The organism is Duganella sp. BJB1802, assembly GCF_013369445.1.
GTDB lineage: Bacteria > Pseudomonadota > Gammaproteobacteria > Burkholderiales > Burkholderiaceae_D > Rugamonas > Rugamonas vulcania_A.
On the sequence record NZ_JABWEF010000013.1, the window covers coordinates 141,224 to 168,046 of the forward strand.

Annotated in this window: 27 protein-coding genes; 7 read left to right on the plus strand and 20 right to left on the minus strand. The window is 64.8% G+C overall.

The window, feature by feature from the left end:
• Positions 1–5: 5 nt before the first annotated feature.
• The 4 genes from htpX to HUX88_RS20545 all read right to left on the minus strand — a co-directional run bounded on the left by htpX (position 6) and on the right by HUX88_RS20545 (position 4,040).
• Entirely contained in the window at positions 6–896 is an 891-nt protein-coding gene (gene htpX / locus HUX88_RS20530; protein WP_176362952.1) for a protease HtpX, read from the minus strand.
• 116 nt (positions 897–1,012) lie between these two features.
• On the minus strand, positions 1,013–1,846 hold the full coding sequence (locus tag HUX88_RS20535; protein WP_117014818.1) for a 3',5'-nucleoside bisphosphate phosphatase: 834 nt from the start codon (positions 1,844–1,846) through the stop codon (positions 1,013–1,015).
• 29 nt (positions 1,847–1,875) lie between these two features.
• A complete protein-coding gene (locus HUX88_RS20540) occupies positions 1,876–2,904 on the minus strand; it encodes a threonine/serine dehydratase (protein ID WP_176362953.1) in 1,029 nt (342 codons plus the stop codon).
• 251 nt (positions 2,905–3,155) lie between these two features.
• The gene (locus HUX88_RS20545) at positions 3,156–4,040 is read right to left on the minus strand and encodes an alpha/beta fold hydrolase (protein ID WP_176362954.1); all 885 of its coding nucleotides are present in this window, start codon (positions 4,038–4,040) and stop codon (positions 3,156–3,158) included.
• Between the two features lie 157 nt (positions 4,041–4,197).
• Here HUX88_RS20545 and HUX88_RS20550 point away from each other — a divergent pair, with 157 nt between their 5' ends.
• Together HUX88_RS20550 and hslO are read left to right on the plus strand one after the other, a co-directional pair.
• Positions 4,198–4,722 carry a gamma carbonic anhydrase family protein gene (locus HUX88_RS20550; RefSeq protein WP_176362955.1) on the plus strand — a complete coding sequence of 175 codons (525 nt, stop codon included), beginning with the start codon at positions 4,198–4,200 and terminating at the stop codon, positions 4,720–4,722.
• A gap of 3 nt (positions 4,723–4,725) precedes the next feature.
• Positions 4,726–5,685, plus strand: coding sequence for an Hsp33 family molecular chaperone HslO (gene hslO / locus HUX88_RS20555; protein WP_117014812.1), 960 nt, complete (start codon positions 4,726–4,728; stop codon positions 5,683–5,685).
• A gap of 57 nt (positions 5,686–5,742) precedes the next feature.
• Here the strand turns inward: hslO and bla are convergent, their stop codons facing one another.
• The 4 genes from bla to HUX88_RS20575 are packed head-to-tail and all read right to left on the minus strand — an operon-like array spanning position 5,743 to position 8,089.
• The gene (bla, locus tag HUX88_RS20560; protein ID WP_176362956.1) at positions 5,743–6,645 is read right to left on the minus strand and encodes a subclass B3 metallo-beta-lactamase; all 903 of its coding nucleotides are present in this window, start codon (positions 6,643–6,645) and stop codon (positions 5,743–5,745) included.
• A 17-nt stretch (positions 6,646–6,662) separates the two neighbouring features.
• Positions 6,663–7,151 (minus strand): MgtC/SapB family protein, encoded by a 489-nt coding sequence (locus HUX88_RS20565; RefSeq protein WP_176362957.1) that lies wholly within the window; start codon positions 7,149–7,151, stop codon positions 6,663–6,665.
• On the minus strand, positions 7,144–7,719 hold the full coding sequence (locus tag HUX88_RS20570; RefSeq protein WP_176362958.1) for a GNAT family N-acetyltransferase: 576 nt from the start codon (positions 7,717–7,719) through the stop codon (positions 7,144–7,146). Before HUX88_RS20570 ends, HUX88_RS20565 begins: the two co-directional genes overlap by 8 nt.
• 55 nt (positions 7,720–7,774) lie before the next feature.
• Positions 7,775–8,089 (minus strand): hypothetical protein, encoded by a 315-nt coding sequence (locus HUX88_RS20575; protein ID WP_117014807.1) that lies wholly within the window; start codon positions 8,087–8,089, stop codon positions 7,775–7,777.
• A gap of 118 nt (positions 8,090–8,207) precedes the next feature.
• On the opposite strand from HUX88_RS20575, the gene HUX88_RS20580 reads away from it, so the two are divergent.
• A complete protein-coding gene (locus HUX88_RS20580; RefSeq protein ID WP_176362959.1) occupies positions 8,208–10,604 on the plus strand; it encodes a TonB-dependent receptor in 2,397 nt (798 codons plus the stop codon).
• Complete coding sequence (locus HUX88_RS20585; protein WP_176362960.1) at positions 10,604–11,773, plus strand: glycerophosphodiester phosphodiesterase; 1,170 nt, start codon at positions 10,604–10,606, stop codon at positions 11,771–11,773. The genes HUX88_RS20580 and HUX88_RS20585 overlap by 1 nt, the downstream gene beginning before the upstream one ends.
• On the opposite strand, the gene HUX88_RS20590 is transcribed toward HUX88_RS20585, so the two are convergent.
• Together HUX88_RS20590 and HUX88_RS20595 are read right to left on the minus strand one after the other, a co-directional pair.
• On the minus strand, positions 11,733–13,163 hold the full coding sequence (locus HUX88_RS20590; protein ID WP_373886819.1) for an ATP-binding protein: 1,431 nt from the start codon (positions 13,161–13,163) through the stop codon (positions 11,733–11,735). The genes HUX88_RS20585 and HUX88_RS20590 overlap by 41 nt on opposite strands.
• Positions 13,160–13,852, minus strand: a complete 693-nt coding sequence (locus HUX88_RS20595) for a response regulator (protein ID WP_176362961.1) — start codon at positions 13,850–13,852, stop codon at positions 13,160–13,162. The genes HUX88_RS20590 and HUX88_RS20595 overlap by 4 nt, the downstream gene beginning before the upstream one ends.
• Positions 13,853–14,010: 158 nt before the next feature.
• Between HUX88_RS20595 and HUX88_RS20600 the strand changes: the two genes are divergently transcribed.
• Positions 14,011–14,790, plus strand: a complete 780-nt coding sequence (locus tag HUX88_RS20600) for a MipA/OmpV family protein (protein ID WP_176362962.1) — start codon at positions 14,011–14,013, stop codon at positions 14,788–14,790.
• A 12-nt stretch (positions 14,791–14,802) separates the two neighbouring features.
• Here the strand turns inward: HUX88_RS20600 and HUX88_RS20605 are convergent, their stop codons facing one another.
• From HUX88_RS20605 to HUX88_RS20625, 5 genes are all read right to left on the minus strand, one after another.
• Positions 14,803–15,513 (minus strand): SCO family protein, encoded by a 711-nt coding sequence (locus HUX88_RS20605; RefSeq protein ID WP_229219436.1) that lies wholly within the window; start codon positions 15,511–15,513, stop codon positions 14,803–14,805.
• 13 nt (positions 15,514–15,526) lie between these two features.
• Positions 15,527–16,813, minus strand: a complete 1,287-nt coding sequence (locus tag HUX88_RS20610) for a selenium-binding protein SBP56-related protein (protein WP_176362964.1) — start codon at positions 16,811–16,813, stop codon at positions 15,527–15,529.
• Positions 16,814–16,925: 112 nt separating this feature from the next.
• Positions 16,926–17,678 (minus strand): DUF4440 domain-containing protein, encoded by a 753-nt coding sequence (locus HUX88_RS32495; protein ID WP_176362965.1) that lies wholly within the window; start codon positions 17,676–17,678, stop codon positions 16,926–16,928.
• 58 nt (positions 17,679–17,736) lie between these two features.
• Positions 17,737–18,909: a hemin-degrading factor gene (locus tag HUX88_RS20620; RefSeq protein WP_176362966.1), complete on the minus strand. Its 1,173-nt coding sequence runs from the start codon at positions 18,907–18,909 to the stop codon at positions 17,737–17,739.
• Between the two features lie 9 nt (positions 18,910–18,918).
• Positions 18,919–21,219: a TonB-dependent receptor domain-containing protein gene (locus HUX88_RS20625; RefSeq protein WP_176362967.1), complete on the minus strand. Its 2,301-nt coding sequence runs from the start codon at positions 21,217–21,219 to the stop codon at positions 18,919–18,921.
• 331 nt (positions 21,220–21,550) lie between these two features.
• On the opposite strand from HUX88_RS20625, the gene HUX88_RS20630 reads away from it, so the two are divergent.
• Together HUX88_RS20630 and HUX88_RS20635 are read left to right on the plus strand one after the other, a co-directional pair.
• On the plus strand, positions 21,551–22,531 hold the full coding sequence (locus HUX88_RS20630) for a poly(3-hydroxybutyrate) depolymerase (RefSeq protein ID WP_229213394.1): 981 nt from the start codon (positions 21,551–21,553) through the stop codon (positions 22,529–22,531).
• A gap of 20 nt (positions 22,532–22,551) precedes the next feature.
• A complete protein-coding gene (locus HUX88_RS20635) occupies positions 22,552–23,019 on the plus strand; it encodes a hypothetical protein (protein ID WP_117014796.1) in 468 nt (155 codons plus the stop codon).
• A gap of 4 nt (positions 23,020–23,023) precedes the next feature.
• Here HUX88_RS20635 and HUX88_RS20640 read toward each other — a convergent pair whose 3' ends face one another.
• The 5 genes from HUX88_RS20640 to HUX88_RS20660 form a co-directional block, all read right to left on the minus strand.
• Entirely contained in the window at positions 23,024–23,554 is a 531-nt protein-coding gene (locus HUX88_RS20640; RefSeq protein ID WP_117014795.1) for a gamma carbonic anhydrase family protein, read from the minus strand.
• Positions 23,555–23,587: 33 nt separating this feature from the next.
• Positions 23,588–24,208, minus strand: coding sequence for a glutathione S-transferase family protein (locus HUX88_RS20645; RefSeq protein WP_117014794.1), 621 nt, complete (start codon positions 24,206–24,208; stop codon positions 23,588–23,590).
• Between the two features lie 15 nt (positions 24,209–24,223).
• On the minus strand, positions 24,224–24,916 hold the full coding sequence (locus tag HUX88_RS20650) for an aspartate/glutamate racemase family protein (RefSeq protein WP_176362968.1): 693 nt from the start codon (positions 24,914–24,916) through the stop codon (positions 24,224–24,226).
• Positions 24,917–25,000: 84 nt separating this feature from the next.
• A complete protein-coding gene (locus HUX88_RS20655; protein ID WP_176362969.1) occupies positions 25,001–25,390 on the minus strand; it encodes a VOC family protein in 390 nt (129 codons plus the stop codon).
• Between the two features lie 585 nt (positions 25,391–25,975).
• Positions 25,976–26,602, minus strand: a complete 627-nt coding sequence (locus HUX88_RS20660) for a hypothetical protein (protein ID WP_176362970.1) — start codon at positions 26,600–26,602, stop codon at positions 25,976–25,978.
• Between the last annotated feature and the right edge of the window lie 221 nt (positions 26,603–26,823).

Here is a 26,823-nt window from a genome sequence, read left to right on the forward strand (position 1 = left end):
GTTAATCACGGTTGAGATTGTACGCTACGCAAGGCGGCAATACGCTGCTCGAAAGGGGGATGGGTGGAAAACAGCGCGGTCCAGCCACCGGCGGCGGTGATGCCGGCCGCCGCGATCGACTGCGGCAAGGCACCCGGCTCCATGCCGTTCAGGCGCGCCAGCGCGTGCTGCATCGGCACGCTGCTGCCCAGCAGCCTGGCGGAACCGGCGTCGGCGCGGAATTCGCGCTGGCGCGAGAACCAGGCCACGATCAGCGAGGCGGCCAGGCCGAAGATGATCTCGCACACAAACACCGTCACCATGTAGCCGATGCCGGGGCCGCGCCGTTCGTTGTCGTTATTCTTCAGCAGCACGTTGTCGACGAAGAAGCCCACCACCCGCGCCAGGAACACCACGAAGGTGTTGACCACGCCCTGGATCAGGGTCATGGTCACCATGTCGCCGTTGGCGATGTGGGCGACTTCGTGGCCCAGCACGGCCTCCACCTCGTCGCGGTTCATGTTCGCCAGCAGGCCGGTGGAGACCGCCACCAGCGCCGAATTCTTGAAGGCGCCGGTGGCGAAGGCGTTCGGTTCGCCGTCGTAGACCGCCACTTCCGGCATGGCGATGCCGGCGCGCTCGGACAGCGCCTTGACCGTGTTGACCAGCCACAGCTCGGTCGAGGACGACGGCGTGGCGATCACGCGGGCGCCGGTAGACCACTTGGCCATCGGCTTGCTGATCAGCAGGGAAAAGATCGCGCCGGTAAAGCCAACCACCAGCGAGAACGCCAGCAGGCTGCCCAGCTGCAGCGTGTTGCCCGATCCCGGACGGCCGATGCCCAGCAGCGACAGCACGACGGACAGCACCAGCATCACGGCGAGGTTGGTGGCGATAAACAGGACGATGCGTTTCATTGGAGGTCTCCGGTACGGACAGTAATTTGCCCAAATAATAAGGTATGACCGTGCAAACGCGAATTCAAGATACAAGCTATTACAAGGCGCCGGTAATCGGCGCGGTAATTAACCGTTCAGAACCAGTCGTGCCAGACCGGGGTGACGTTGGCCGGCAGAGGCGGCAGCAGCGCGAAATCGACGCGGGATTCGCCCGGCGCGTGGAAGTCGGTGCCGCGCGAGGCCAGGAAGCCATAGCTGTTGGCCAGCTGCGCGTAGATCGGGTACTGCTCCGGCGTATGGCTGCCGGTGACTACCTCGATGGCCGCGCCGCCCAGCTGCTTGAACTCGTCGAACAGCTGCCCTTGCGCCAGCTGGCTGAACCTGTAGCGGCCCGGATGGGCGATCACGGCGATGCCACCCGCGCCGCGTATCCAGTTGACCGAGTCGGCCAGGCTGGCCCAGCAATGCGGCACGTAGCCCGGCTTGCCTTCGGACAGATATTTCTTGAACACTTCGGGAATATTGGCGCACACGCCGATCTCCACCAGATAGCGCGCAAAGTGCGTGCGCGACATCAGGTCGGGATTGCCGACGTACTTGAGCGCGCCTTCATAGGCGCCCTCGATGCCGACCTTGGCCAGCTGGTTGGCGATCTCGCGGCCACGGTTGTCGCGGCCGGAGCGGGTGCAGGCCAGGCCGTTGACCAGCCCGGCGTTGTTCTCATCGATCTGCAGGCCGACGATGTGCACGGTTTCGTTGGCCCAGGTGATCGATATCTCGACCCCGGTGACGAAACGCATGCCCTGCTCCTGCGCGGCGGCGCGGGCGGCGGGGATGCCGCCCACTTCGTCGTGGTCGGTCAGCGCCCACACGTCCACCCCCGCCTTGCGCGCGTGCTGCGCCACGGCGGCCGGCGCGAGGACGCCGTCGGAAACGTTGGAATGGCAGTGCAGATCGACTTTCAACATATGGCTCAATAATTACGGCAATGAAGGCTTCATTGTACGCTGCCTGAGCAAAGTCCATCCATGGCCGTGCCGCGAATGCGCGCGCCGCGCGCCAGCAGCTCGGCGAAGCGCACCGGATCGATGTTCGAACCGCACACCAGCAGGCCCACGCGCTTGCCCGCCAGCCGCTCGCGCAGCGGCCCGAACAGCGCGGCGGTCGCCACCGCAGCGGCCGGCTCGGCCACCAGCTTGGCATCGCGGAACAGGTTCAGCATCGCCAGGCAGATCTCGTCGTCTGTCACCCGCACCACCTCGTCGACGAAGCGGCGGCACACGCCGAAGCTGTAGGGCATCGCGTACGGCGCACCCAGGCTGTCGGCCACGGTGTCCACCCGCTCCAGGGCCTCCGGCCGGCCCGAGGCGAAGCTGCGGTACAGCGCGTCGGCGCCGAACGGTTCCGCGCCATACACCGCGCAGGCCGGATTGATCTGCTTGACGGCGGCGGCGATGCCCGCACACAGGCCGCCGCCTCCCACCGGCACCACCACCGCGTCCAGTTGCGGCACCTGCGCCATCAGCTCCAGGCCGACCGTCGCCGTGCCTTGCGCCGTCAGCGGCCCTTCGTACGGATGCAGCATGGTGCGCATTTCGTCGCGCTCGATCTCGCGGCCGCGCGCGAAAGCCTGGTGTACGTCGGGCATCAGCAGCACTTCGGCGCCCCATTCGCGGCAGGCGGCAATGCGGGCCGGGCTGGCGTGCTGTGGCATCACCACCTTGGCGCCGCACCCGGCCAGCCGCGCGGCGTAGGCTGCGGCGATCGCGTGGTTGCCGGCGCTGACGGCGACGATGCCGCGCCGCCGCGCCGCCTCATCCAGCGCTTCGATGCAGTTGAGGGCGCCGCGCAGCTTGAAGGTGCCGGTCTTCTGGAACAGTTCCAGCTTGAGCCAGACCTCGCCGCCGGCGAACTGTTCTTCGGCCACGCCGGTCTGCCAGCGCCACACGGGCGTCTCAAGGATTTTGCCTTGCAGGCGGCGGGCGGTGTCGCGGACTTCGGCCAGCGAGGGATAGGATGGTGTCATGGTGCAGCTCCATAGAATATTCGAGGGAATGCGGCATGGCCGCGTGGAGGCTGGGGGCGCCGAGCACCGGCGCAGCCGCAGCTCAGCGACCCTGAATAATTCGAATAATGGAGACGGCGGACAGGCTCCGACCGGCCAACGCGGCGGCACCAGCGTCGGTAGCGACGTGGCGGCGGGTTGGCTGGATGGTCGGATGGGAGTTCATGCGTTCAATCATGCCAAAAGCGCCAGGCCTTGGCAAGCGTTTCGTTCTAGCGCGCCAGGAAGGCCTCGATCAGGTGCGCCAGTTCCTCCGGCTGGTCGTGATGCAGCATGTGGCCCGCATCGGCCAGCACCTTGCATTCAACGTCGCGCAAAAAGCCGAGGCGGCGCACCAGCTCGGCACGCCCTTCCAGCTCGCCGCCCATCCAGGTCCACATATTGGTCTGGTCCGCCTCGACCCACAGCACCGGCGCGCTGATCGCGCTCCAGCACGCCATGATGTCCTCGACGTGGTAAGGCAGCGGGCCCGGCTGCTTATGGGCGGGATCTCCGAGGATCTCCCACTCTCCTGCGTCGTTCTGCGCCGACCAGTGCTGCGCCAGGAAGGCGGCGCGCTCGTCGCTCAGGCGCGGATTGGTCTTTTGCAGCCGTGCGGCGACGGCGGCCTGCGTCGGATAGTTGCGCAGCTCGGGCTGCTCCAGCAGCGCGTCCATCCACTTGGCGTAGCGGCCGGGCGCCTGCTCCGGCTTGCTGGAGCGCAGGCCGCCGCCCTCCAGGTTGATCAGCTTGCGGACACGCTCCGGCCGCGCGCCGGCGTAGATGCCGACCACGTTGCCGCCCATGCTGTGGCCCAGCAGGTTGACCGCCTGATCCGGCGAGTAGTGGCGCAGGATGGCGTCGAGGTCGGCCAGGTAGTCGGGGAACCAGTAGGTGTCGGTGCCGCAGCGCTGCGACAGGCCGAAGCCGCGCCAGTCCGGCGCGATCACGTGCCAGTCCCCTTTCAGGGCGTCCACCACGAACTGGAACGAGGCGCCCACGTCCATCCAGCCGTGCAGCATGAAGATCTTGGGGGCGCCCTCCCGCCCCCAGTGGCGCACGTGGCAGCGCAGGCCGCGGATGGTCAGGAACTCGGAGCGGGACGAAGTGAAGGTCATGGGTGGTCCTTGAAATTACGTGAGCCGGCGCAATATCGGTTGCTTGCTGGCGATGAAGTAAAATAATAGCACGACCGTTCGATAGCCGCTCAAGCGTAAAATAGCGCCATCCCACCGCTCATCAGCGCTGTATTCAGCACTCAACCTAAGGTTTCCAATGTCTATATATCAACTGGGCGAACATGCGCCCGAGATCGATGCATCGTCATTTGTTGCCGACACTGCCACAGTGATCGGCAAAGTCAGCCTGCACGCCAACACTTCGGTCTGGTTCGGTGCGACGCTGCGCGGCGATAACGAACGCATCACCATCGGCGAAAACAGCAATGTACAGGAAGGCACGGTCATGCACACCGACATGGGCTATCCGCTCACCGTGGGCAAGAACGTCACCATCGGCCACCAGGCCATGCTGCACGGCTGCACCATCGGCGACGGCGCCCTGATCGGCATCCAGGCCGTGATCCTCAACGGCGCGAAGATCGGCAAGGGCTGCCTGGTCGGCGCCGGCGCGCTGGTCACCGAGGGCAAGGAATTCCCGGACAACTCGTTGATCATCGGCTCGCCGGCCAAGGCCGTGCGCGCGCTGACCGACGAGGACGCCGCGCGCCTGCTCGCCAGCGCCGACAGCTACGTCAAGCGCGGCCAACTGTTCAAGACGCAACTCAAAAAGATCGGATAACACATGAGCATTACCCCCATCATCGGCCAGGACACCCTGCAGAAATTCATCTTCGACAACGCCGCCGTGCGTGGCGAGTTCATCGACATTTCCGCCACCTGGCGCGAGGTGCTGTCGCGCCACGCCTACCCTGCCCCGGTCAAGAAGCTGCTGGGCGAGATGGTGGCCGCCGCCGCGCTGCTGTCGGCCAACCTGAAGTTCAACGGTTCGATCATCATGCAGATCCATGGCGACGGTCCGGTGCGCCTGCTGGTGGTCGAGTGCGACGCCGAGCTGCATCTGCGCGCCACCGCCAAGATCGATCCCGAAGCCGTGATCGCCGACGACGCCAAGCTGCCGTCGCTGCTGAACGCGCACGGCAAGGGCCGCTTCATCATCACGCTCGATCCGGCCGACAAGATGCCGGGCCAGCAGCCGTACCAGGGCATCGTGCCGCTGGACGGCGACGATGTCGGCACCGTGATTGAAAACTATATGCTGCGTTCGGAACAGCTGGACACCAAGCTGTGGCTGGCGGCGGACGACAACGTCTCGCGCGGCCTGCTGCTGCAGAAGCTGCCCTACAACGGCGGCAAGACCGAAGCGGCGCCGCTGACCGAGGACGAAGCGCTGGAAACCTGGAACCGCGCCGTGATCCTCGGCTCGACCTTGAAGGAAGAGGAACTGCTGTCGACCACCATCGACGTGCTGATGCAGCGCCTGTTCTGGGAAGAGACCATCCGCGTGTTCGACCCGCTGCATCCGGCCTTCCACTGCACCTGCACGCGCGAGAAGGTCGGCAACATGCTGAAGATGCTGGGCCGCGCCGAGGTCGACAGCGTGCTGGAAGAGCAAGGCCACGTCGGCGTCAACTGCGACTTCTGCGGCCAGCGCTACGACTACGACAAGGTCGACTGCGCGCAGCTGTTCGCCACCGACGCGCCGGTCGAGGCGCTGATCCCGGCGGGCGAAGTGAAGCACTAAGTCCTCGCCTTCGCCATACAGAGAAACGCGCCCGACGTTCAAGTCCGGCGCGTTTTTTTATTGCTCCGCGCTCGCGCTGCTCGCGTGTGCGCTGGCCTTGCCGAGCGCCGCCTCGGCACTGAGCGTCTCGGCAAGAGTCGCGCGCGCCTTGGCCGCGTAGTTGCGGCAGGCCTTGGTGTCGATGAAGGCGGCATCGCCGAGCTCCGCCTGTTTAGCCTTGCGTTCCCACAGGCCGCCGGCTTCCGGATGCGCGGAGACGAGGATGTCGCAGGGCAGCGCTTCGACGGTGGCGAACGAGCGCTCGACATCGGCCTGCGCCTGCGGGTAAAGCGGATTGCCGCTGAAACGCAGTCCTTCGGCGGCCAGCGCGGTCAGGCTGTCGGCAAACACCACGTTCGCGATCCGTCCTTTTTCTTCGACTTTCCAAGCCCAGCTGGTTCCGCCCTTGGTGTGTCCCGGTGTGAAGTGCGCGGTCACGGCCAGCGGTCCGAGGTGGATGATTTCGCCGTCACGCACCGCGCGCGTGGGCGCGAGTGAAGCCATGGGCGTCAGGTTCGGATATTGCGCATCGCCCCGGTCCGGCTGGCCGCTTGCGAGCACCTGGACGGCGGCCGGGCTGGCCAGCACCGTCGCGCCGCTCAGCTTCTGCAAGTCCGCGATGGCGCCGGCATGATCCTGGTGGGCGTGCGAATTCAGGATGTAGCGGATGTCTTCGACCCGGAAGCCCAGCTTGCGGATATGCGCCACGACCTGGGCGCCCGCCTCGGGGCCGCCGGCATCGACCAGGATGTGCCCCGACGGCGACGTGATCAGAACAGCGCTTATGCCGCCCGTGCCGACGTAGTAGGTGCTGCCATACACGCGGAAAGGCTCTTGCGGCGCATACCAGTCCGCCGCGCCGGCGGTGGTGAGGAACGCTCCCAGGAAAAGCATGGAACAAACGAGAAGTTTCTTTTTCATTTTTGGATACACTTTTTCTATTCGTCGTGCAGATTGATTTCAGCCCGCTCGTTCTCGCTCTTGCCCAGCCAGCGCCGGTGCAGCATGCGCTCCAGCGGATGGCCGACCAGGAACAGCAGCAGCACCAGACCCAGGCCGATGCCGGCGATGCGCCACGCGCCCATGCCGCAGACGATGCCGATGCCCGCCGTCATCCAGATCGACGCGGCCGTCGTCAGCCCCTTCACTTTCGATGACTGGTTGTTCAACACGATCACACCGGCCCCAAGAAATCCGATGCCCGTCACTACGCCCTGGATCGCGCGGCTCAGGGCATCGTGGCTGTACGCGCCGTCGAGCGGTGAGAACTCCATGCTGGCCATCGTCACAAGCGCCGCGCCCATCGCGACCAGGCCCAGCGTGTTCATGCCGGTGGGCTTGCCGTGCAGATTGCGTTCGATGCCGATGATGCAGCCGAACAGCAGCGCGATCACGAGCCGGCCCGCGATATCCCAATAATCAATCATCTTTTGCTTCCACAGGGTTAATCAGGGACGTGAGCACATGGTCGGCCCAACGTCCGTTTATCTTCAGGTACTTTCTGGCCAGGCCCTCGCGCTCGAAACCCAGGCGGCGCAGCAGTTTCTCGCTGTCGGTGTTGGAGGGCTGATAGTTGGCCATGATGCGATGCAGGCCGTGCGCTTCGAACGTGTATGCGATCGACGCCGCCAGCGCCTCGTGCATCAGGCCCTTGCCCGTGTGCCGGCTGTCCAGCGAGAAGCCCAGGTGGCACGCCTGAAACGGTCCCCGCACGATATTGGTGAAGCCGCACTCGCCGACCACTTCCTCGCTGTCGGGAAATTGCAGCAGCCAGAACAGCGCCGACCTTTCCTCGATCAGCCGCTCCATCCGGCCGAGCTGTTCCTCAACCGCTTGCAAGGTGTAGAACTGGCCGGTGCGCTTGGGCTCCCACGGTTCCAGATGGGCGCGGTTCCTTTCGCGATACGCCAGCATCCTGACGCCATCGCCGGCGGCCGGGCGTTTGAGCAGCAGGCGACCGGTGGTCATCTGCGCGATCTGTACGGGCGAGGTCATGCAGGCACCCGCCAGCTACGGCAGAGGCCGTGTCCGAATGTCAGACTTGACCCCATCATAGTTTTGCGCAACGGGTTTCCATGACGTCGATCTTGCCCAGCGTTTGCGTCGAGGTGGCGCTGCGCACCAGGTCGACCCGCTCCACGCACGAGCCGCGCAGCAGGCGCTCCTGGTTGCGGGTGCAGATCGTTACCGTGCCGGCCGTGCTGGTGTTGCAGTAGAAGCCTTCGGCGCGCATGCGTACCAGCGCCTGCTCCAGCGGCATGCCCGGCTGTACCGTCTGCGTGATGAAGTTGCCCAGCCCCGCCTGATTCACCGTGTAGCAGCCGGCCAATGGCAGGGCCAGCGCCAGCATCCAAAGTTTGCGCATCGCGATCCTCTCGTTATTTCCAGCCAGCAGTGTAGCGCACGGCGTCATCACCCGGTAACACTCGGTGCCTATCATGCGCAAAGTTTACATTTCCTCCAACTGGTATCCAAGGCTGATCATGAACAAGAAATTATCCGCAGTGTGCTTCGCCGCGCTGAGCTTCCCTATGCTGGCGATGGCCGCCAATGTCGCCGCCGCCGTTGCCGACATGGCCGCCGATGCGCCCGCCGCGGCCGCCGGTCACGCCACGGAAGCCGAAGCGGCCGCCGCCGCACCGGTCGCCACGATCGAAATCGCCACCCGCAAGACCCGCTCCTCGGTCGCGCTGACCAAGGGCGATATGCAGAAGATCCTGCCAGGGATTAATCCCCTGAAGGCGCTCGAAACCCTGCCGGGCGTGAGCTTCCAGACCGCCGACCCTTGGGGCAACAATGAACAAAACCTGTCGCTGTTCGTGCACGGCTTCAGCGGCCAGCAGCTGGGCTACACCATGGACGGCGTGCCGCTCGGCGACCAGCAGTACGGCAACTACAACGGCCTGTCGCCGCAGCGCGCCGTCATCAGCGAGAACGTCGGCAGCGTGATCCTGTCGTCCGGCGCGGGCGATCTGTCGACCGCCTCCACCAGCAACCTGGGCGGCACCATCGAGACTTTCTCCAGCGATCCGCAGCGCAGCCGCAACCTGGCCGTGCAGCAGACCGTCGGCAGCCACAGCACCTCGCGCACCTTCCTGCGCTACGACACGGGCGATTTCGGCAACGGCAACAGCGCCTACATTTCGGCCATCCATCACGAGCAGAAGGCCTGGGACTTCAACGGCCGCCAGGGCGGCGACCAGATCAACGCCAAGTACATCAACCAGGGCAACGCCGGCAAGCTGACCTTGTACTTCAACTATTCGGACAAGATCGAACCGAACGAGGACGCCACCGTGCGCTCGGCCAGCGAGAAGTTCCAGCCCTACACCCGTCCGTTCACCTACCCGGACTTCCAGGCCGCGCTGGCCTACCTGTCGCCCACCGGCGCCACGCCTCCGGCCGATGGCAACAACTACCGCAACTACTACAGCGACGCCCAGCGCAAGGATTACCTGACCTACGCCAAGTACGACCTGAACATCAACGATTCGACCACCTGGTCCAACCAGGTCTACTACCACAACGACGACGGCGTCGGCGTGGTGGCCGGCCCGATCGGCGTGGCCGGCCTGCCCGGCCTGTTCGCGGTCTACTTCCCCGGCCAGAACCTCAAGCAGGTGTTCGGCAACTCCGGCTACGCCACCCGCACCACCGAATATGCGATCAACCGCAACGGCTGGCTGTCGACCCTGACCAGCGAGTTCGGCAACCACAAGCTGCAGGGCGGCCTGTGGCTGGAGCATAACCGCTCGTCGGCCTACCGCCGCTGGTACGCGCTGGACGTGAACCATCCAAGCTCGCCGTACGATCGTCCCAGCAATCCGCTGATCACCCAGTACGGCAGCGAGATCGACAACAAGGTCGCGCAGATCCACGTGCAGGACGAATGGCGCGTGCGCAACGACCTGGCGCTGCAGGCCGGCTTCAAGTCCAGCCTGCAGTTCGCCGACGGCCAGTTCCCGGTGCAGCCGGCCAAGGGCGCCATCGCCAACGGCTCGCTGGCGCTGCCGGTGGGCGAGATCATCACCAAGAAATGGTTCCTGCCGCAGCTGGGCGCGCGCTGGGACATCACGCCGCAGGACCAGATGTTCGTCAACGTGCAGAAGAATATGCGCCAGTTCGTCACCTACGGCGGTGGCGGCGCCTCGCCGTGGAGCCTGGCGAGCCAGGCCGCGTTCGACCTGTTCAAGAGCAGCGCCAAGCCTGAAACCTCGATCACCTACGAACTGGGCCTGCGCACCAGCCACCAGCTGGACCTCGGCCCGCTCAAGGCCATCGACGGCCAGGTCAACCTGTACCACGTGGACTTCAAGGACCGCCTGCTGACCATCAGCCCGACGCCGGTGATCACCTCCATCATCGGCGGCAATCCGGTGCTGGCCAACGTCGGCGGCGTCAAGACCGACGGCATCGACCTCTCCGGCACGCTGCACTTCGGCCGCATGTTCTCGTTCTACGACGCGCTGTCGTTCAACCGCTCGACCTACTCGGACAACTACAACAACGGCAAGGACGTGGTGCCGACCTCCGGCAAGTCGGTGCCGGGCAGCCCCGAGTGGATGAACAAGTTCGTCGCCACGATGACCGTGGCCGACACCGAGTTCCAGCTGATCGGCGACTACGTCGGCAAGCGCTACGCCACCTACACCAATGACCTGGACGTGCCGAGCTACTTCCTGATGAGCCTGGGCGTGTCGGGCAAGCTGCCGATGCTCAACAACAGCTGGATCAAGAACGCGCGCTACCGCCTCAACGTCAGCAACCTGGCCAATCGCGACGGCAGCCTGAACGTGGTGGTCGGCGCGGCCAGCGGGACGTACAATACCTACCCGATCGCACCGCGTCAGGGCTTCCTGACTTTGATGGCTGACTTCTGATGAACAATCTTTATTTGCCCAAGCGCCTGTCGCGGCGCGGCTTCATTCAAGCGGCGGCGGCGACCGCCGGCGCTTCGTTAATCCTGCCGGGCTCGGTGCTGGCGGCGGCTACGCCGGACCTGTCCGGCATGCCGGGCGTCGGCGCGGGCGGCGCGGGGCCGAAGACGCCGCTGGTGTTCGGCCACCGCGGCGCCAGCGCGCTGCGTCCCGAACACACGCTGGGCTCGTACGCCAAGGCCATCGCCGACGGCGCCGACTACATCGAGCCGGACCTATGCAGCACCAAGGACGGCGTGCTGGTCGCGCGCCATGAAGCCTTCCTCAGCGAGACCACCGACGTCGCCAACCATCCCGAATTCGCCAGCCGCAAGACGCGCAAGACCATCGACGGCGAAACCCACGAGGGCTGGTTCGTCGACGACTTCACGCTGGCCGAGCTCAAGACGCTGCGCGCGGTGGAGCGCCTGCCGCAGTTCCGTCCCGGCAGCGTGCAGTACAACGGCATGTTCCAGGTGCTGACGTTCGAGGAGATCATCGACTTCACGGCGGCCGAGGCGGCGGCGCGCGGGCGCATCATCGGCCTGGTGCCGGAGCTCAAGCACTCGACCTACTTCGCCAGCGTCGGCCTGCCGCTGGAGGACCGCTTCCTGTCCATCCTGGCCGCGCACGACTACACGCGCCGCAATCCGGTCGAGATCCAGTCGTTCGAGGTGGCCAACCTGAAATACATGCGCGGCAAGCTGGGCCAGCGCGCCAACCTGCGCCTGATGCAGCTGGTGATCGGCGAGAACGTGCGGCCGATGGACGTGGCCAAGGCCGGCGGCACGCTGACCTTCGCGCAGATGTGCACGCCGGCCGGCCTGCGCGACATCGCGCAGTACGCCGACGTGGTGGCGCCGCCGACGCGCTCGCTGATCCCGCTGAAGAAGGACGGCAGCCTGGACCAGCCTAGCTCGCTGGTGGACGACGCGCACAAGGCCGGCCTGCGGGTGGAGCCGTGGACCTTCCGGCCGGAGAACCATTTCCTGGCGGCGGATTTCCGCAACAACGCGGGCGACGCCGCGCGCAACGAGGCCGGCTCGATCGCCGAGATCAAGCGCTACATCGCCACCGGCATGGACGGCTTCTTCACCGACGACCCGGCGCTGGGCCGGGCGGCGCTGGCCTGACCACGTCAAGCGGCAGCAGGACGGTGGCCAGCAGGCCGCCGCCCTGTGCGTCGCTCAGTTCGATGGTCCCGCCATGGCTGGCCGCCGCCGAGGCGGCGATCGACAGGCCCAGGCCGCTACCGCTCTTGGTCTGCTGCGGATCGCGGAAGAAGCGGTCGAACACGCGCTCGCGCAGCTCGGGCGCGATGCCCGGCCCCTGGTCCTCCACCGTCAGCACGGCCCGCCCCGCCGCGCAGGCCAGGCCCACCCGCACCACGCCATGCGGCGGGCTGTACTTGATCGCGTTCTCCACCAGATTGTCCACCAGCGACACCAGGCTCTCGCGCTGCCCCATGATGCGCACCGGCTCGGTCGCAGCCAGCTCCAGCTCCACGCCGTTGCGCGAGGCCAGCCCCGACAGCGCCGCCAGCCGGTCCTGCAGCAAGGCGTCCAGCGCCAGCGGCGCGTGCGGCTCGCTGCCGGTGGCGTCGCTGCGCATCAGTTGCAGCAGCTGCCCCACCAGCCGGCCGGCGCGATTGCCGCTGCTGAGGATGCCGTTCAACAGCTCGCGCTGCACCGGGCCGTTGGCTTGGCCCTGCAAGGCTTCCGCGTTGACGCGCATGGCCGCCAGCGGCGTGCGCAACTCGTGCGCGGCGTCGGCGATGAAGCTGCGTTCGCGCAGCGCGCTCTGGCTGACCCGCAGCAGCAAGGCGTTGACACTGTCGACCATCGCCGCCAGCTCACGGTGCGGCGGCCGGAACGTCAGCGGCGTCAAGTCCTGCGGGCCGCGCGCGGCCACCTCCTGCGCCACCCGCCGCCACGGCCGCATGGCGACCCGGATCGACCACCACGCCGGCAGGGGCAGCAGCGGCAAACTGATCACCAGCGGCAGCAGAAAGTAGCCGCGCGAATTGATCGTGACGAACACATTCAGCACGCCGACCGGGCCCGCCATCATCACCTGCGTATCCGTGGTGGGCGAGCGCACGGTGCGGGCGCGGTAGCGTTTGTCGCCGATGTACAGGGTTTCCATCTGGTCCGTGCCGCTGCCGCGCAGGTCCGGCGGCGCGCCCTTGGAGTGGTAGACCAGCCGGCCGCCCTGCCAGACCAGCAGGAGCGGCCCGATTTCGCCCAGGTCGCTGGATTCGAAATCATCACGCAGCGCGCTGTCGATGACGGCCAGGCTCTGCCGCTGGCGCGCCGGCTGGCCGGCCAGGTTGTCGGCCACGCTGATGACCGCCTCGAAGTTCCTGCTCGACTTCAGATAGCCGGAACTGTCGCCGCCGTTGTGGACGATGATGGCGATCACGCCGCCCCACATCACCAGCACCAGCGCCACCTGCACCAGCATCAGCCGCCGCACCAGGGTCGGCTCGGCCACCACGCGCCACGCGCGCCGCAGCCAGTTCACGCGGCACCGCCCGGCGCCTGCAGGTCGATCACGTAGCCGATGCCGCGCACGGTGCGGATATAGCCTTCGCCGATCTTGCGCCGCAGGTTGGCCATGTGGACGTCGAGCGTGTTGCTGGCGTTGGTCTGGCTGCCGGGCAGGGTCTGCTCCTCCAGCACGCGCCGGGTCAGCACGCGGTCGGTGCGCATCATCAGCATCTTGAGCAGCGAATATTCGCTGGCCGTCAGCTCCACCGTGCGGCCGGCCACGCTGACGCGGCGGGTGGGCGCGTGCAGCACCAGGCCGCGCACCTCGACGGTCTCGCCGTCGAAACCGTAGCTGCGCCGCGCCAGCGCGCGCACCCGCGACAGCAACTCGGCCAGCACGAAAGGCTTGACCAGGTAGTCGTCGGCGCCGCCGTCCAGGCCGGACAGGCGGTCGTCCAGCGTATCGCGCGCGCTCAGGATCAGCACCGGCAGGCCGCCGCTGTCGCCCGGCACGCGGTGGCGGCGCAGCTGGCCCAGCAGGGTCAGGCCGTCGCCGTCGGGCAGGCCCAGGTCGAGCAGCACCAGGTCGCAGCCGTCGCGCGCCAGGCTGCGCGTGGCGTCGTCCAGGGTGCGCACCCACACCACCTCCATGCCCTGCTCCGACAGCGCGATGCGCACGCCGTTGCCCAGGTCGAGGTCGTCTTCTATCAACAGGATTTTCATGAGCGATATTAGACCATCCGAATCTGAAGATGAGCTAAAGATGCCGTCTTCATGTTTTCTTCATCAAAGGCTCAGATTGCCTTCATGGCGGTTGTCCATACTGCATGCAGTCGACCGGGCCATCGTGGCGCCGGTGCTACTTCTGAATGGACTAGACCATGAATTTACGCCTGATCTCCGCTGCGGCGGCTTGCCTGCTGCTCCCCTCCCTGGCCTTGGCGGCCGACGACAGCCAGTTCACCCTAGGCGGTGGCGTGGCGGCCGGCGCGCGCTACTCCGGCTCCAAGCAGAACACCGTGGCGCCGGTGGTGGTGCTGGACTACAGCCACGCCAGCGGCTTCTTCGCCAGCACCCTGCGCGGCATCGGCTACGGCGGCGAGGCCGCCCCGCTGACCTACAGCGCGGCATTGGGCTACCGCGGCGAGCGCAAGGAAAAGAACGAGAAGGGCATCTTCGGCAACACCGGCAGCGCGGACCTGAAAGGCATGGGCGACATCAAGGGCAGCGCCACCGCCAACCTGCGCCTGGGCTACAAGCCGCTGTCCATGCTGGAGTTCAACGTCGGCGCGGAAATCCCGCTGTCGCAGCGCGAGAACGGCAAGACCTACCGCGCCGGCGTGACGGCCCAGCTGCTCGACGCGCCCAACGACCATGTTTCGCTGGGCGCGACGGCGGGCTTCGCCGACAACAAATATGCGCAGACCTACTACGGTGTGACGGCCAAGCAGGCGGCCGCATCGCAGTTCAAGGCCTACCAGGCCAAGTCCGGCCTGTACGAGGCCAACCTGATGCTGACCTGGCAGCACAAGATCGACCAGAAATGGAGCGTAACCTCGATGCTGGGCGCCAACCACCTGCTGCGCGACGCGTCGCGCAGCCCGCTGACCCAGCGCAAGACCAGCCCCACCGGCGCGGTCTACGTCAGCTACGCTTACTAAGCCAGCGCGCCGTTAGCGTTGCAGTAGCCGGTCCGGCACGGCGGCGTGGGTTTGCGTCGTGTCGGCCTCAAGCAGCAGGGTCTGGATGTCGCGGTAGATCAGCTCCGGCTGCAGGAAGGCCGGACTGTAGATCTCGCGCACCCGCCCCCGCTGGTCGAACAGGAACAGCTTGACCTGGTGGTAGTAGAGGCGCGTCGGCCTGCCCTGCTTGTCGAGCTGGACCGAGGTGCTCTGCCCCAGCTCATCGAGGATGGGCTGCAGGCGTTCCACCGAACGCGATGTCAGGAAATGCCAGCGCAGCGACTGGCTGGGCTGCGCGAGCTCGCCGCCGTAGTTCTTCATGGCCTCGGGCGTATCGTTGACCGGGTCGAACGACATGCTGACCAACCGCACGCGATGCGCCAGCGCGGGCGCGTTGAGCAGCCGTTCGCGCAAGGCGTTCAACGTGGAGAACAGCGCCGGGCACGCGGTCGCGTCGGTGCAATAGGTGTACATGAAACTGAGCAGCGTGACGCGGCCGGTGGTGTAGCGTTCCAACGGCATGTCGCGGCCGTCGCTGTCGAGCACCATGCCGCGCGGACCGGGCTGTATCACCGGCAGGCGGTAGCTGCCCGCCGCCGGCACGATCAGCCGCGATGGCGCGGGCACCGGCTGTGGCGCCGCGCCCGCCAGCGGCGCTGTCTCCGTTCCGCTCAGCAGCAGGAACAGGAGCAGGACCGGCAACAGCGGCCAGCGGTCAATGCAATGACGCCACATTGGCGGCCGGCTTCGCGCTGAACTTCATGTGGTGCGGACGGCCCAGTTTCTCCTTGTAGAAATCGATCTTCCATTGTTGGCTCAGCTCGTGGCCGTCCCAGTGGTAGAGCTTGATGAAGTGGTCGTCGTTGCCCAAGTCCCAGTGTTCCAGCAGGCTGGTGGTGATGTACAGGCGCTTGCCGTCCCAGCTCTGGCTGACCATGTTGACGTGCTTGCCGGTGACCTTCTCATAGACCTGGCGCGGCGCTTCCGGATTGCTCAGGTCGAACAGCCGCGTCTTGCCGTCCATGAAGGTGTTGACCCACAAGCCCTTGCCATCGGCCGTGATCGACATGTCGACCGGCAGCGGCGTGGTGGCCGGATCGCCGATCGGCCCGACGTCGCGCGCCTGCCAGCGGCCGTTGGCTTCGGGCCGGACCAGCCACAGCTTGGAGGTCAGCGCGGTGGCCGTGATCGCCCAGTTGTCGCCGGGCGCCTGCGACCAGCGCACCTCCAGCGGCGCGCCCGGCGTGCTGAATATCTGCAGCGGCTGCATGGCCTTGAAGTCCCACAGCACCATGGTGTTGCCGAATTTTTGCATGGCCGCCGGATCCTTGATCAGCTTGTCCAGGTCGGTGCGGTAGTTGTCGTAGCCGGTGAAGCTGGACGTGAGCATGGCGTTGCGGGCGGGGTTGATCGCCACGTCGTAGCCGTAGCCGTCGCCCTGCACGTCGCCGATCTTGCCGGTCGGGTTGGGATAGCTGGCGACCACGTCGCCCTTGTTGTTGTACACCGCCATGCCGGTGGCGCCGCCCTTGTCGCGCGGGTTGGACAGGAAGCCGACCAGCATCCGGCCCGGCAGCGCGTAGAAGGTGTGCGGGCCGACGAAGCCGGTCTTGGCGGCCACGTTGTCGATGGTCTTGACCAGCTTGGGATGGGCCGGATCGGTGCCGACATCGAACACGAAAATCTTGCTGTCCTCCAGACGGCCGGCCCACAGGTATTTGCGGTCCTCGGTGAAGCCGAAGTGGTGCGCGTCGCCGTGCCCTTGCACCGACAGCTTGTTGATCACCTTGCCGTACCTGGGCGAGGCCGGGTTGACGTCGATGGTGACGAGCTTGTCCCGGCCGTCGCCGATGCCCTTGATGCCCAGCGTCCAGACATGGACGTAGTCTTCCTGGCCCTTGATCAGGTTGGCCATGTAGGGGGAATTGCAGGTCTCGTCGGCGCCGGCGGGACAGGCCAGCAACACCGACAAGCACAAACCGGCGACAGGCAGAAATTTCATTTCGCGCTCCGTGCGTATTTGTCAATTTATACAATCTGACATCGTTGGGTCGAAAAATCAACCGATACTTTTCACGCGAACGAAAAACAACAGGCGGCCTTAACTCTGCAAGTTAATGCACCGGACTGCTGTGGACGACGACCAGTTGCCACTGGCCGTCGTCCGCCTGCCGCCAGATGCGGGTGAAGCGCAGCAGGGCTTCGAAGTCCTGTCCGCCGTAGATGCCGTCGAGCTTGACGCAGATCGACGTCATCGGCAGCGCGGCGTTGCCCAGCACCTGCAAATCGACCGTCTCGACGCTGCGGAAGCGCATCGTGCCGGAGCGGTGCAGCTCCAGGTCCTGCGGCTTGCTGACGATCTGGCCCATGTGGTTGGTGAACAGCAGATCGTCCGCCAGGATCCGGTCCAGCGCCTGCACGTCCGAGGCCTGCATCGCCAGCCGCAGGCGCTCCTCGGCGGCGGGGATTTCCAGGTGGCGCTTCAGCGCGGCCAGCACGTCGGGGAAGTCGCCCACCACCATCGGGCCGAACTCGGCTTCCTGCGGCCCCGTGATCTCGGTGCGGTAGCTGATGCGGCTGCCGCCGGACGGCAAGGCTTCGATGCGGTGGAACACCAGCACGCGGTTGTCGTCGATGACGGTTTCGTCGGTGAACTCCTCGTTCTCGCGCACCGCCCGCAAGGTGCTGACGAAGGTGTCGCCGCCCGGCACCTGCATCGTGAAGCGCGTGCCTTCGGCGAAGGGGCCGTGCAGCTCGATGCTGACGATGCCGGCGTTCCAGCGCTTCCAGCCGACGACGTCCGCGAACTTAGCCCACACCTCCGCCGGCGATGCGCTGGTTTCTATGCTCGATACATGGGTCCACATGGCATTCCTCCCTTTTCAATGAGGGGCTCAGCATAGCGAAACATTAGTATTAAAGCAATCATCGGCGCGCTATGGTGTCGGGCTTGGGCAGCGCGGCGGTCATGTCGACCCAGCTTTGCGGCTGCGGCTTGTTCCGCTCGCGCACGCCGAAGAAACTCACCACCAGCTCACCGTTCTTGTCGAAGAATTCCACCGACGTCACGCCGGCGCGCTTGATGACGTAGCCGCTGTTGAAGGCGTTGTCGCGCAGGTGCAGGTTGAAGTCCGGGTCCAGCACATTGAACCAGCCGCCCGCCTCCTGCACCTTGCTCACCTTGCCGCTGTAGATCTGGATGGTCGACTCGTTGCCGAGGAAGGCCATGATGTCCAGCTTCTGCTTGGCCGACTCCTCCAGCAGCTGGCGCACCGCCAGCGGCGTGACGCGCTGCACCGCGCCGGCCGGCGCCAGACGCATCGCCTGCTCGCGCGACACGCCGAACTCGCTCAGCAGGCGGTTGAACTGGTGCACGTCGCTCAGCTCGTTCCAGGCCATCTGCAATTCCTTGACGTCGACGGCGCTGTCCGGTTTCTCGGCGGCCCTGGCGGGCATGGCCACCACGTTCAGCTCGGCGCTCTGCACCGGGTTGCGGAACTCGGCCACCAGCTTGTCGAACACCGGCACGCCGGCGTCGCTCTTCACGTAGATCTTGTGCGCGGCGTTGCCGTGGGTGTCGAAGAATTGCAGGCTGCGTGATACCACGCCATCCTTGCCAGGCTGGACCACGGCGAACGCGTACTTCCAGTTCTTGAAGGTGAAGCGCAGGTCGATCTCGCCGCCCAGGTAGCCGCCGGCGATGTTGCGCAGGCGGGCTTCGCGTTCCTTTTCCTTGTCGGCGTCGAGGCCGGTGATTTCTTCCTGCGGCTTCAGGCGCGTGGCGACGCCGGTGCGTTCCAGCACGCCGTTGTCGTTGCGGGTCAGCGCCAGCACGGTGCCCAGGTCCAGCGCGCGGCGCATGATTTCGCGCGGCACGTTCTCGCCTTCCTTCAAGCGGGTGACGGTCTTGCCGATGCCGGCGGCCAGCAGCTCGGCTTCGGAGACGTTGAGCGTCTTGGCGGCGTCGCGCAGTTGCAGCCTGGGTTGTTCGGCGCGCAGCGCGTCGTAGCGCTCGGACAGGCTGGCGGCGTGGCCCGGCAGGTTGGCCAGCATCAGGGCGCCGGTCAGCGCCAGGGCAAAACGGTGATGTGCTTTCATAAGAACTCCTTAGTAGATCACTTTGAGGTTGACCGCGTAGTTGCGGCCCGGACGGACGTAGCGTTCGATATCGGCCAGGGTCGCGGCGCTGGTGCCGGCCGGCAGGCTGCGCGCCGAGGCGTAATCCCAGTACTTCTTGTCGCCGAGGTTGTAGATGCCAGCGTTGAGCACGGCGTGCTTGCCGATATTCCAGTAGGCGGTGAGATCCATCACCGTCGAACCCGGCACGGCGAAGCGCGCGCCGCTGGCGTCGGCGATTACATCGTCGGCCGCCTTCTTGCCGCGCACGGTGCTGACCACGAAGGCCGCGCCGCCGCGCAACGCCGGATCGTCATAGGCGAAGGTAGCGTTGGCCTTGTAGGGCTGGATCGACGGCAGGTCGGCCTGCTTGCCGGTCAGGCGGTTCTCCGCCGTGCCCTGCGAGATGCCGCCGGCCAGCGCCACGCTGTAGCCCTTCATCGCCTCGGCCCACTGGCCCAGCAGGAAACGGCTGCTGACTTCGATGCCCTTGGTGTTGGCCTTGCCGACGTTTTCCGGCCGATACAGGCCGAAGGTGATGGTCGGATAGTTGACCGGGTCCAGCGGCTGCGCGGCGTATTCGATCAGGTTGCTGTAGCGGGTGTAGAACGCCGACGCGCTCAGTTCCACGCCGTTGGCCGGCGCGCCCTTCACGCCGATTTCAAACGCGTTGCTGGTTTCCTTTTGCAGGTTGGGATTGCCCAGCACGGCGTAGGCGTTGCCGGCCGCCGTGTAGCTGAACGAATCGTAGGTACCGGTGCGCTCGGCCGCCGTCGGCAGGCGCGTGCCCCGGCTGTACTGCGCGTACGTGCTGAAGCCGGGCGCCAGTTCGACCGACAGGTTCAGGCTGGGCGTGAGGAAGGAGTCGGTCTCCTCCCGGATTTCCCTGGCCGCGCTGGGCACGGCGATCAGGTAGGCCGCCAGGTTCTTCGGCGTGAGCTTGCGGCGCTCGGCGCGCAGGCCCGGCGTCAGCGTGGCCTGGCGACCCAGCAGCGTGAAGCCGAACTCGCCGCGCAGGTAGGCGGCCAGTTTGTCGGTGTCCATGTCGGCCATGCGGTTCTTCATGGTGACCTGGTGCGCGCCGGTCTTGATCACCGTGCGGTCTTCCAGCCACGGACGGCGCGACTCCTGCTGCTCGTAGCTGATGCCGTAGCTCAGCATGCTCAGCGGAGCCAGCTGCCTGGTGGCGTCCAGCGCCAGGCCCTTGCTGTTGTTGTAGAAGCCGGTCGAGATGTTGCGCAGGTAGGGCTGGCCGCCGGTGATGTAGCTGGCGCGGGTCTGGTCCACCACCGACGCGTTCTGCGTGTAGGCGCGGGTGTCCAGCGTGTCGAACAGCAGGCCGGCGCCCGGCGTGTAATGGTGTTCGATGCTGTAGCGGGTGCGCTCGGTGCGCGCATCCTGCGTCGCGCCTTCCGGGTAGGACGCGGCCAGCTTGTTGGCGAACACCAGGTCGTGCTGGGCCTTGTAGTTGTCGATGGTGAAGTTGAGCTTCTGGTCGCGCGCCAGCGTCCAGTTCAGCTTGGCCAATACGGCGTCCGAGCTCCAGTCGTCGGGGTTCTGCGGCGTGCCGCCCTTGCTCTTGCCTTGCTCGCCGTCGCGGTGCACGCCGACGATCAGGCCTTGCAAATGATCGCTGAGCTGGGCGGCGGCGGTCACCGCATGCATGCGCTGCGCATGATCGGAGGTATAGCCGAACTTGTAGTCGGCGTAGAGCTTGCGGGTGGCCAGGTACTCTTCCGGCGTCTTGGTGATGAACGAGACCGCGCCGCCGATGCCCGGCGTGCCGGCGCCGGCCGGGCTGGTGCCGGAGCCGATGCGTACTTCGCGGAAGGTCTCGGGATCGAAGTAGTCGCGGCCGATGCCAAAGGCGTTGGTGGAATTGGCGTCCGGCTTGGGCGCGGCGTCGGGCAGCGCGATGCCGTCCAGCTCCAGGCTGACGCGGTTGCCTTCGGCGCCACGGATGTTGATGCCGGTATTGCCGGCGCCATCCCAGATATTGCCGGAGCCGCTGGCGGCGGACGGCACGCTGATCAGCGGCGAATAGCGCGCGAGGTTGGCCAGGTCGATGGCGTTGTTCTTGCCGATCTGCTCGGCGTCGATGACGGTGGTGGCGCCGTTGCGGGTGTTGCCGCTGTCGTCGCGTTTGGCCTTGACCAGGATCTCGCCCAGCGCGGGCGTGGCGGGCGCGTCGGCGGCATGGGCCGGCAGCAGCGCGGTGAGCACCGCCAGCGTGACGGCGTGAAGGATGAAAGGCGCGGCCGTATGCCGGGCGCCCGAAGTGATAGCGGCCATAGAGTTCCAGGAGTGAGGTGACGGCTGGCTCTCGGACCTACGGCGATTGCTGGCAAAAAACACATATTAACAATAATGATTCTCATTTACAAGTCGTGGAGAATAATTATTTTTCTTGCATCTAATTGTTCTTCGCTTATCTTGATAAAGCTCAATAGCCTTGCGCGAAGCGCCCGCAGAATACCGCTTCTAGCCAGTTCCCCCCGGAAAATTCATCCCCAGCTCAAACAGGAGGTCCACGATGGTAGCCAGTGGCAAAATTGTTCAACTCGGATCATATGCGGCGTCGAAGCAGAAAAATTCCATCTCCGGGCTTTCGTCCGGCGCCTTCATGACCGTGCAGCTGCACCTGGCGCGGTCGGCCAGCTTCGCGGGGGCCGGCATCATCGCCGGCGGGCCGTTCCGCTGCGCCGAGACCTACCAGGCCGGCGGCATGGTGACGCCGCAGGACTCCCGCATCGAGAACTCGCTGTACATCTGCATGAACCCGTTGATTCCGGCCACCAGCCCGGATGCGCAACGGCTGGCGGGCATGGCGCGCGACACGGCCCAGGCCGGCCTGATCGACGACGTCGCCAACCTGGCCGACGACCGGCTCTACATCTTCACCGGCAGCGAGGACGACGTGGTCTATTCCGACGTGGTGCGGCGCACCCGCGAGTTCTACGAGATGCTGGGCGTGAAGCAGGAGAACATCGCCTATCACGACAACATCCCCGCCGGGCACAGCATCATCACCGACAACCCGGAAGATTCGGAGCTGGCGACCAACCAGCCGCCGTACATCAACAACGGCGGCTTCATGCAATCGCACGACATCCTGCGCCACATCTACGGCCCGCTGAAGCCGCCCGCCGAGCAGCTCACCGGACAGTTGCAGTGCTTCGACCAGACCGAATTCCTGGGCGACGACGCGCCGTGGGCCAGCATGAGCAAGTTCGGCTACGCCTACATTCCGTCGAAGGTGCTGGCGGGGGAAGTGGCCGAGCCGCGCGTGCACATCGCCCTGCACGGCTGCAAGCAAGGCTACAACTACACCGACTACGTCAACGGCCGCGCCGACATCGCCAACCAGCCGCCGTACGGCAACCGCTACTTCACCACCACCGGCTACAACCACATCGCCGAGAGCAACGACATCATCGTGCTGTATCCGCAGGCCGAAGGCACGGACAACGGCGAGATTCAGAACCCGGATGGCTGCTGGGACTGGTGGGGATACAGCACCCGGTATGCCGAGTCGCCCTACTATTCGCGCGAGGCCGTGCAGATCAAGGCCATCCACAAAATGCTGGACCGACTTTGCGCTTGAGCGCATTCATGGAGAACGTAATGAACAAATTTCCCGCCACTGTCAGCCTGAATCCGATCCAAAACGAGAACGTCGTGGCCGAATCGGCCGCGTTTGCCACCAGCACGGTGGCGCCGCTGGCGCACGCGATGACCGCGCAAAGGCTGATCCAAAAGGACACCACCCACCTGATGAACAATGGCGCCTTGTCGATGGCGCTGGCGGCGCGCCTGTGGGATCCGTCGGTGTGGAGCGAGTTGACGCAGATGCAGGCGGCGATAGCGCAGCGGCTGCAGCTGCAGAACCAGAACTGGCGCAAGGGGTTTGCGATCCTGGCCGAGGACTACGCGCAGCTGCGGCAGGCCAACACCATGTCCAAGCTGCTGGAGAAGCAGGGCAATCTCATCTCGCAATCAGCCGACCTGATGACCAGCCAGGCCACGGACTTCGTGGCGCTGCTGGAAAACATCGACGTCGATTTCGGCTACTGGGCCAGCCAGAAACTATAGGCGTTCAACCCGCCAGGTAGTTGTTTTTGACGCGCACGTAGTGCTCCGCCGAGTACTTCAGGTAGGCGATTTCCTCGGCGGTGAGCGCCCTCACCTTCTGCGCCGGGCGGCCAACGTACAGGTGGCCGCTCTCCAGCACCTTGCCCGGCGGGACCAGGCTGCCGGCGCCGACCATCACGCGGTCCTGCACAACGACGTCGTCCATGATGATGGTGCCCATGCCGATCAGGCATTCATTACCGATGGTGCAGCCGTGCAGCAGCACCGAGTGGCCGATGGTGACGTAGTCGCCGATGATCAGCGGCGAGCCCTCGGGCTTGCCGGGGTGCTTGTGCGAGACGTGGCACATCGCGAAGTCCTGCACGTTGCTGCATTCGCCGACGACGATGCGGTTGACGTCGCCACGCAGCACGGTGTTGCACCAGATCGAGCTGTCGCGGCCGACGCGCACGTCGCCGATCACTTGCGCCGAGGCGTGCAGGTAGATGTTCTCGCCAAGGTAGGGGCTGGTGTTGAGGTAGCTGGAGATAGGCATGGTTTCCTGGAGTGGGTAGTTTAAGCGGCTTAGTTAGGCAACATACGTGCTGTCGCCGTGCGGCGCGGCGCGGAAGGCCGGCAGCGCTTCGGCCTGGCGCGAGAACTCGGCTTGCAGCGGATAGCGCGACGCGTCCACCACTTGCGGCAGCATCTGCTGCATGAAGTGCCAGGTCACGGCGGTCATCACACCGGCGTGGTCCAGCGCCGCCACCGACAGCGGATGCGCGCGCAGCTCGGCCTCCAGCGCGTCGAACGCCGCCAGCAACTGCACGGTCACGCGCTCGGCCCACGGCTGGTGCGCGGTCGGGCGCACCATGCCTTCATACACCAGCTGCACGCCCTTGTCGCAGGCGGCCAGCGCCAGGCCCAGCACGCGCAGCGAGCGCAACAGCTCGGTCGGCATCGACGGCGTCAGGCGGCTGGACGGCATGGCCAGCGCTTCCGCGTACTGCACGATCAGCGTTGAATCCATCAGCACGGTGCCGTCGTCGGCCAGGAAGGTCGGGGCCTTGACCACCGGGTTGATCTGGCGGAATTGATCGAAGGTGCTGAACACCGACAGCGACTGGTGCTCGAAGCGCACGCCCATCAGTTGCAAGGTCACCGCCACGCGGCGGACATAGGGTGAATCGAGCATGCCGATCAGTTTCATGTTTTCTCCAATGAGTTAAGCCAGCGCCCACTCGGCGGCAGTGCGCGCGTGGATGGCGGTGGTGTCGAACAGCGGCACGTCCGCATCCTGCGGCGCGACCAGCAACGAGATTTCGGTACAACCCAGGATGATAGCCTGTGCGCCCTGCTCCACCAAGCCGGCGATGATGCGGCGGTACTCGTCGCGCGAGGCGTCGACGATGCGGCCCAGGCACAGCTCTTCGTAGATGATGCGGTGGACGATGTCGCGGTCGTGCTGGCCGGGCACGATCACGTCGAGGCCGTGGCGCGCGCGCAGGCGGTCCTTGTAGAAGGCTTGCTCCATCGTGAAGCGCGTGCCCAGCAGGCCTACCTTCGTGTGGCCGGCCTGCTTGATGGCGGCGGCCGTGGGGTCGGCGATGTGGAACAGCGGGATGTCCACCGCCGCCTCGATCGCGGGCGCGACCTTGTGCATGGTGTTGGTGCACAGCACCAGGAAGTCGGCGCCGGCGGCGCGCAGCGAGCGGGCCGCATCGGCCAGCATGGCGCCGGCCGCGCCCCAGTCGCCGGCGTGCTGCAGGCGCTCGATTTCGTGGAAGTCGACGCTGTACAGCACCACCTTGGCCGAGTGCAGGCCGCCCAGGTGTTCCTTCACCGTCTCGTTGACCTGACGGTAGTAAGGCACCGTCGATTCCCAGCTCATGCCGCCTATCAGCCCTATCGTTTTCACCTGCGCTCCCTCAAGAAGTCGGAACGCAAGCATACACGGCGCCGCGCATTTGCGCAGCGGCCGCTGGTGCGCGCGGCGCGCACCTCACGCGTCGGCCCGGGCGTAGCTGACGGTCAGGATTTCCCACTGATGGCCGCCGGGCTCGTTCCAGTAGACGATGCTGCCGCCGTTGTAGCTGCCGACCTGATAGTCGATCTCGGCATGCACTGAGCTGCGGTAGGGAATGCCGGCGGCCTTGATGCGGCCGAGGATGGCGTCGAAGTCCGCCTGCTCCACGCGGAAACAGTAGTGTTGTAGCGGGATGGGTTCGGGCCACTGGTCGAAGTCGATGGTCAGGCCGTCGTTGACGAACACCGGTGCGAACGGGCCGACGCCATTTGCCGACCAGGACACACCCAGCAGTTCCGCCAGCTGCTTTGCTGCAGCGATCTTGTCGCGTACGGGTATCAACAAATGATCAAGATGAATAGTCATATGCACCTCCCGCTGTCATTTTAGCGCAGCGGCGCGGAGGTAGTCAGATCGCTTACGCCCCGAAGCAGTCCCTCAAAGTTTAGAATGCAATTCGAGATGCTCTACCAAACCAGCAAATCTACTACACGTCATAGCTAAATGTCGTTACCTGCCAACTAGGTTCCAGCCTGAGACGGAAACCGTAAGGGGCCGGACGCGTGATATCGTAGCGCCCAGCGAATAAATTAGCCGCAGCGAATTCGATGAATTTACCGTCCTTACCGTTGATTACTCTCGCCCCAGGGCTACTTAAGAGATTCAAGAATATCACTGGTTCGGCAACTCCGTCACATCGAATCGCTAGTTCCACGTCACCCGCCATCGGCCAAATGGTGAGAGCTAAATTTAACGGAGAGCGTTCGACGGAATAGCAATAGGAAATGCCATACTCCTCGCCTACAGGTACGACGCCCAAGGCATCAAGAAAATCTAGCGGTTCCCATGAAAATTCTGGCATCCAAATTCCGACAGTTGTTGAAGGTCCGTTATTGGCCGATCTCGGCCAAAACCATTCCTTCATATATGGTGTGCACTACCAGTTTCCGCTTATTTTTTCCGTATAAGAAAGCGTTCCTCGAGAAACCGAGCGGCATCGGCGTGGTTTACTTTCAAATCCCATAGGCCATCATTGATCATTTTCGCATCAGCCATACAGCGGCTTGCCTTTGCGTCTGCGTTTGGTAGGACGTCGATTGAATTCGTATTTCTTGCAATCTTAGCAGCTACCATCTTCGGGATTCCGACCATATACATTTGCTCGATTTCCTTCAGATAGGTAGGTGGATTTCCTGTTTGCTTGACAAGAGCAATCAGGTCCTCCTTAACGCGAGCACTTTCCGCAAGATACTCTTGGTGCCGTAGCAGCCAGGTAGAAAATGCACCTGTGAACGCATCAGTTGATTTCACACCAAACTGTGAACAGTACGAAACCATACCTATAAGTACTCGTCGGGTAGATTCCGGCACGGTGGCAGCAATGCCAATCATCCTCGCAGTTTTATCAGTAACAGGTAACGGCGAAGCGATTGCTGAAGTAGATAAGCCAGAAAGCAAAAATAAATTCGTAAGCATGACAACCAGATTTTTTGATAAGCGTCGATACACTGAAAATCCTGAAAAATTAACACACAAGAAGGGTCGGGCGGCGCTTCTGACCGTCAGCGCCACGGTCATGCTATTTACGCAGTAGCACCGAGATCGTCAGCGAAGTAAGCATCATTAAAACAAAAGCCAGTGCGGCAAGTTGCATACCGCCGCGCCACCCAAGCGCTTCGCCGCTAATGGCTGTTGCACGAAGTCGAAAAAACCATCCACCTATAATTGTTGTGACGAATAATCCAAAAAAATGCAGCATATCCGTAGCTCAGGCCGATGCCTAACCATTCGCCTGCGAA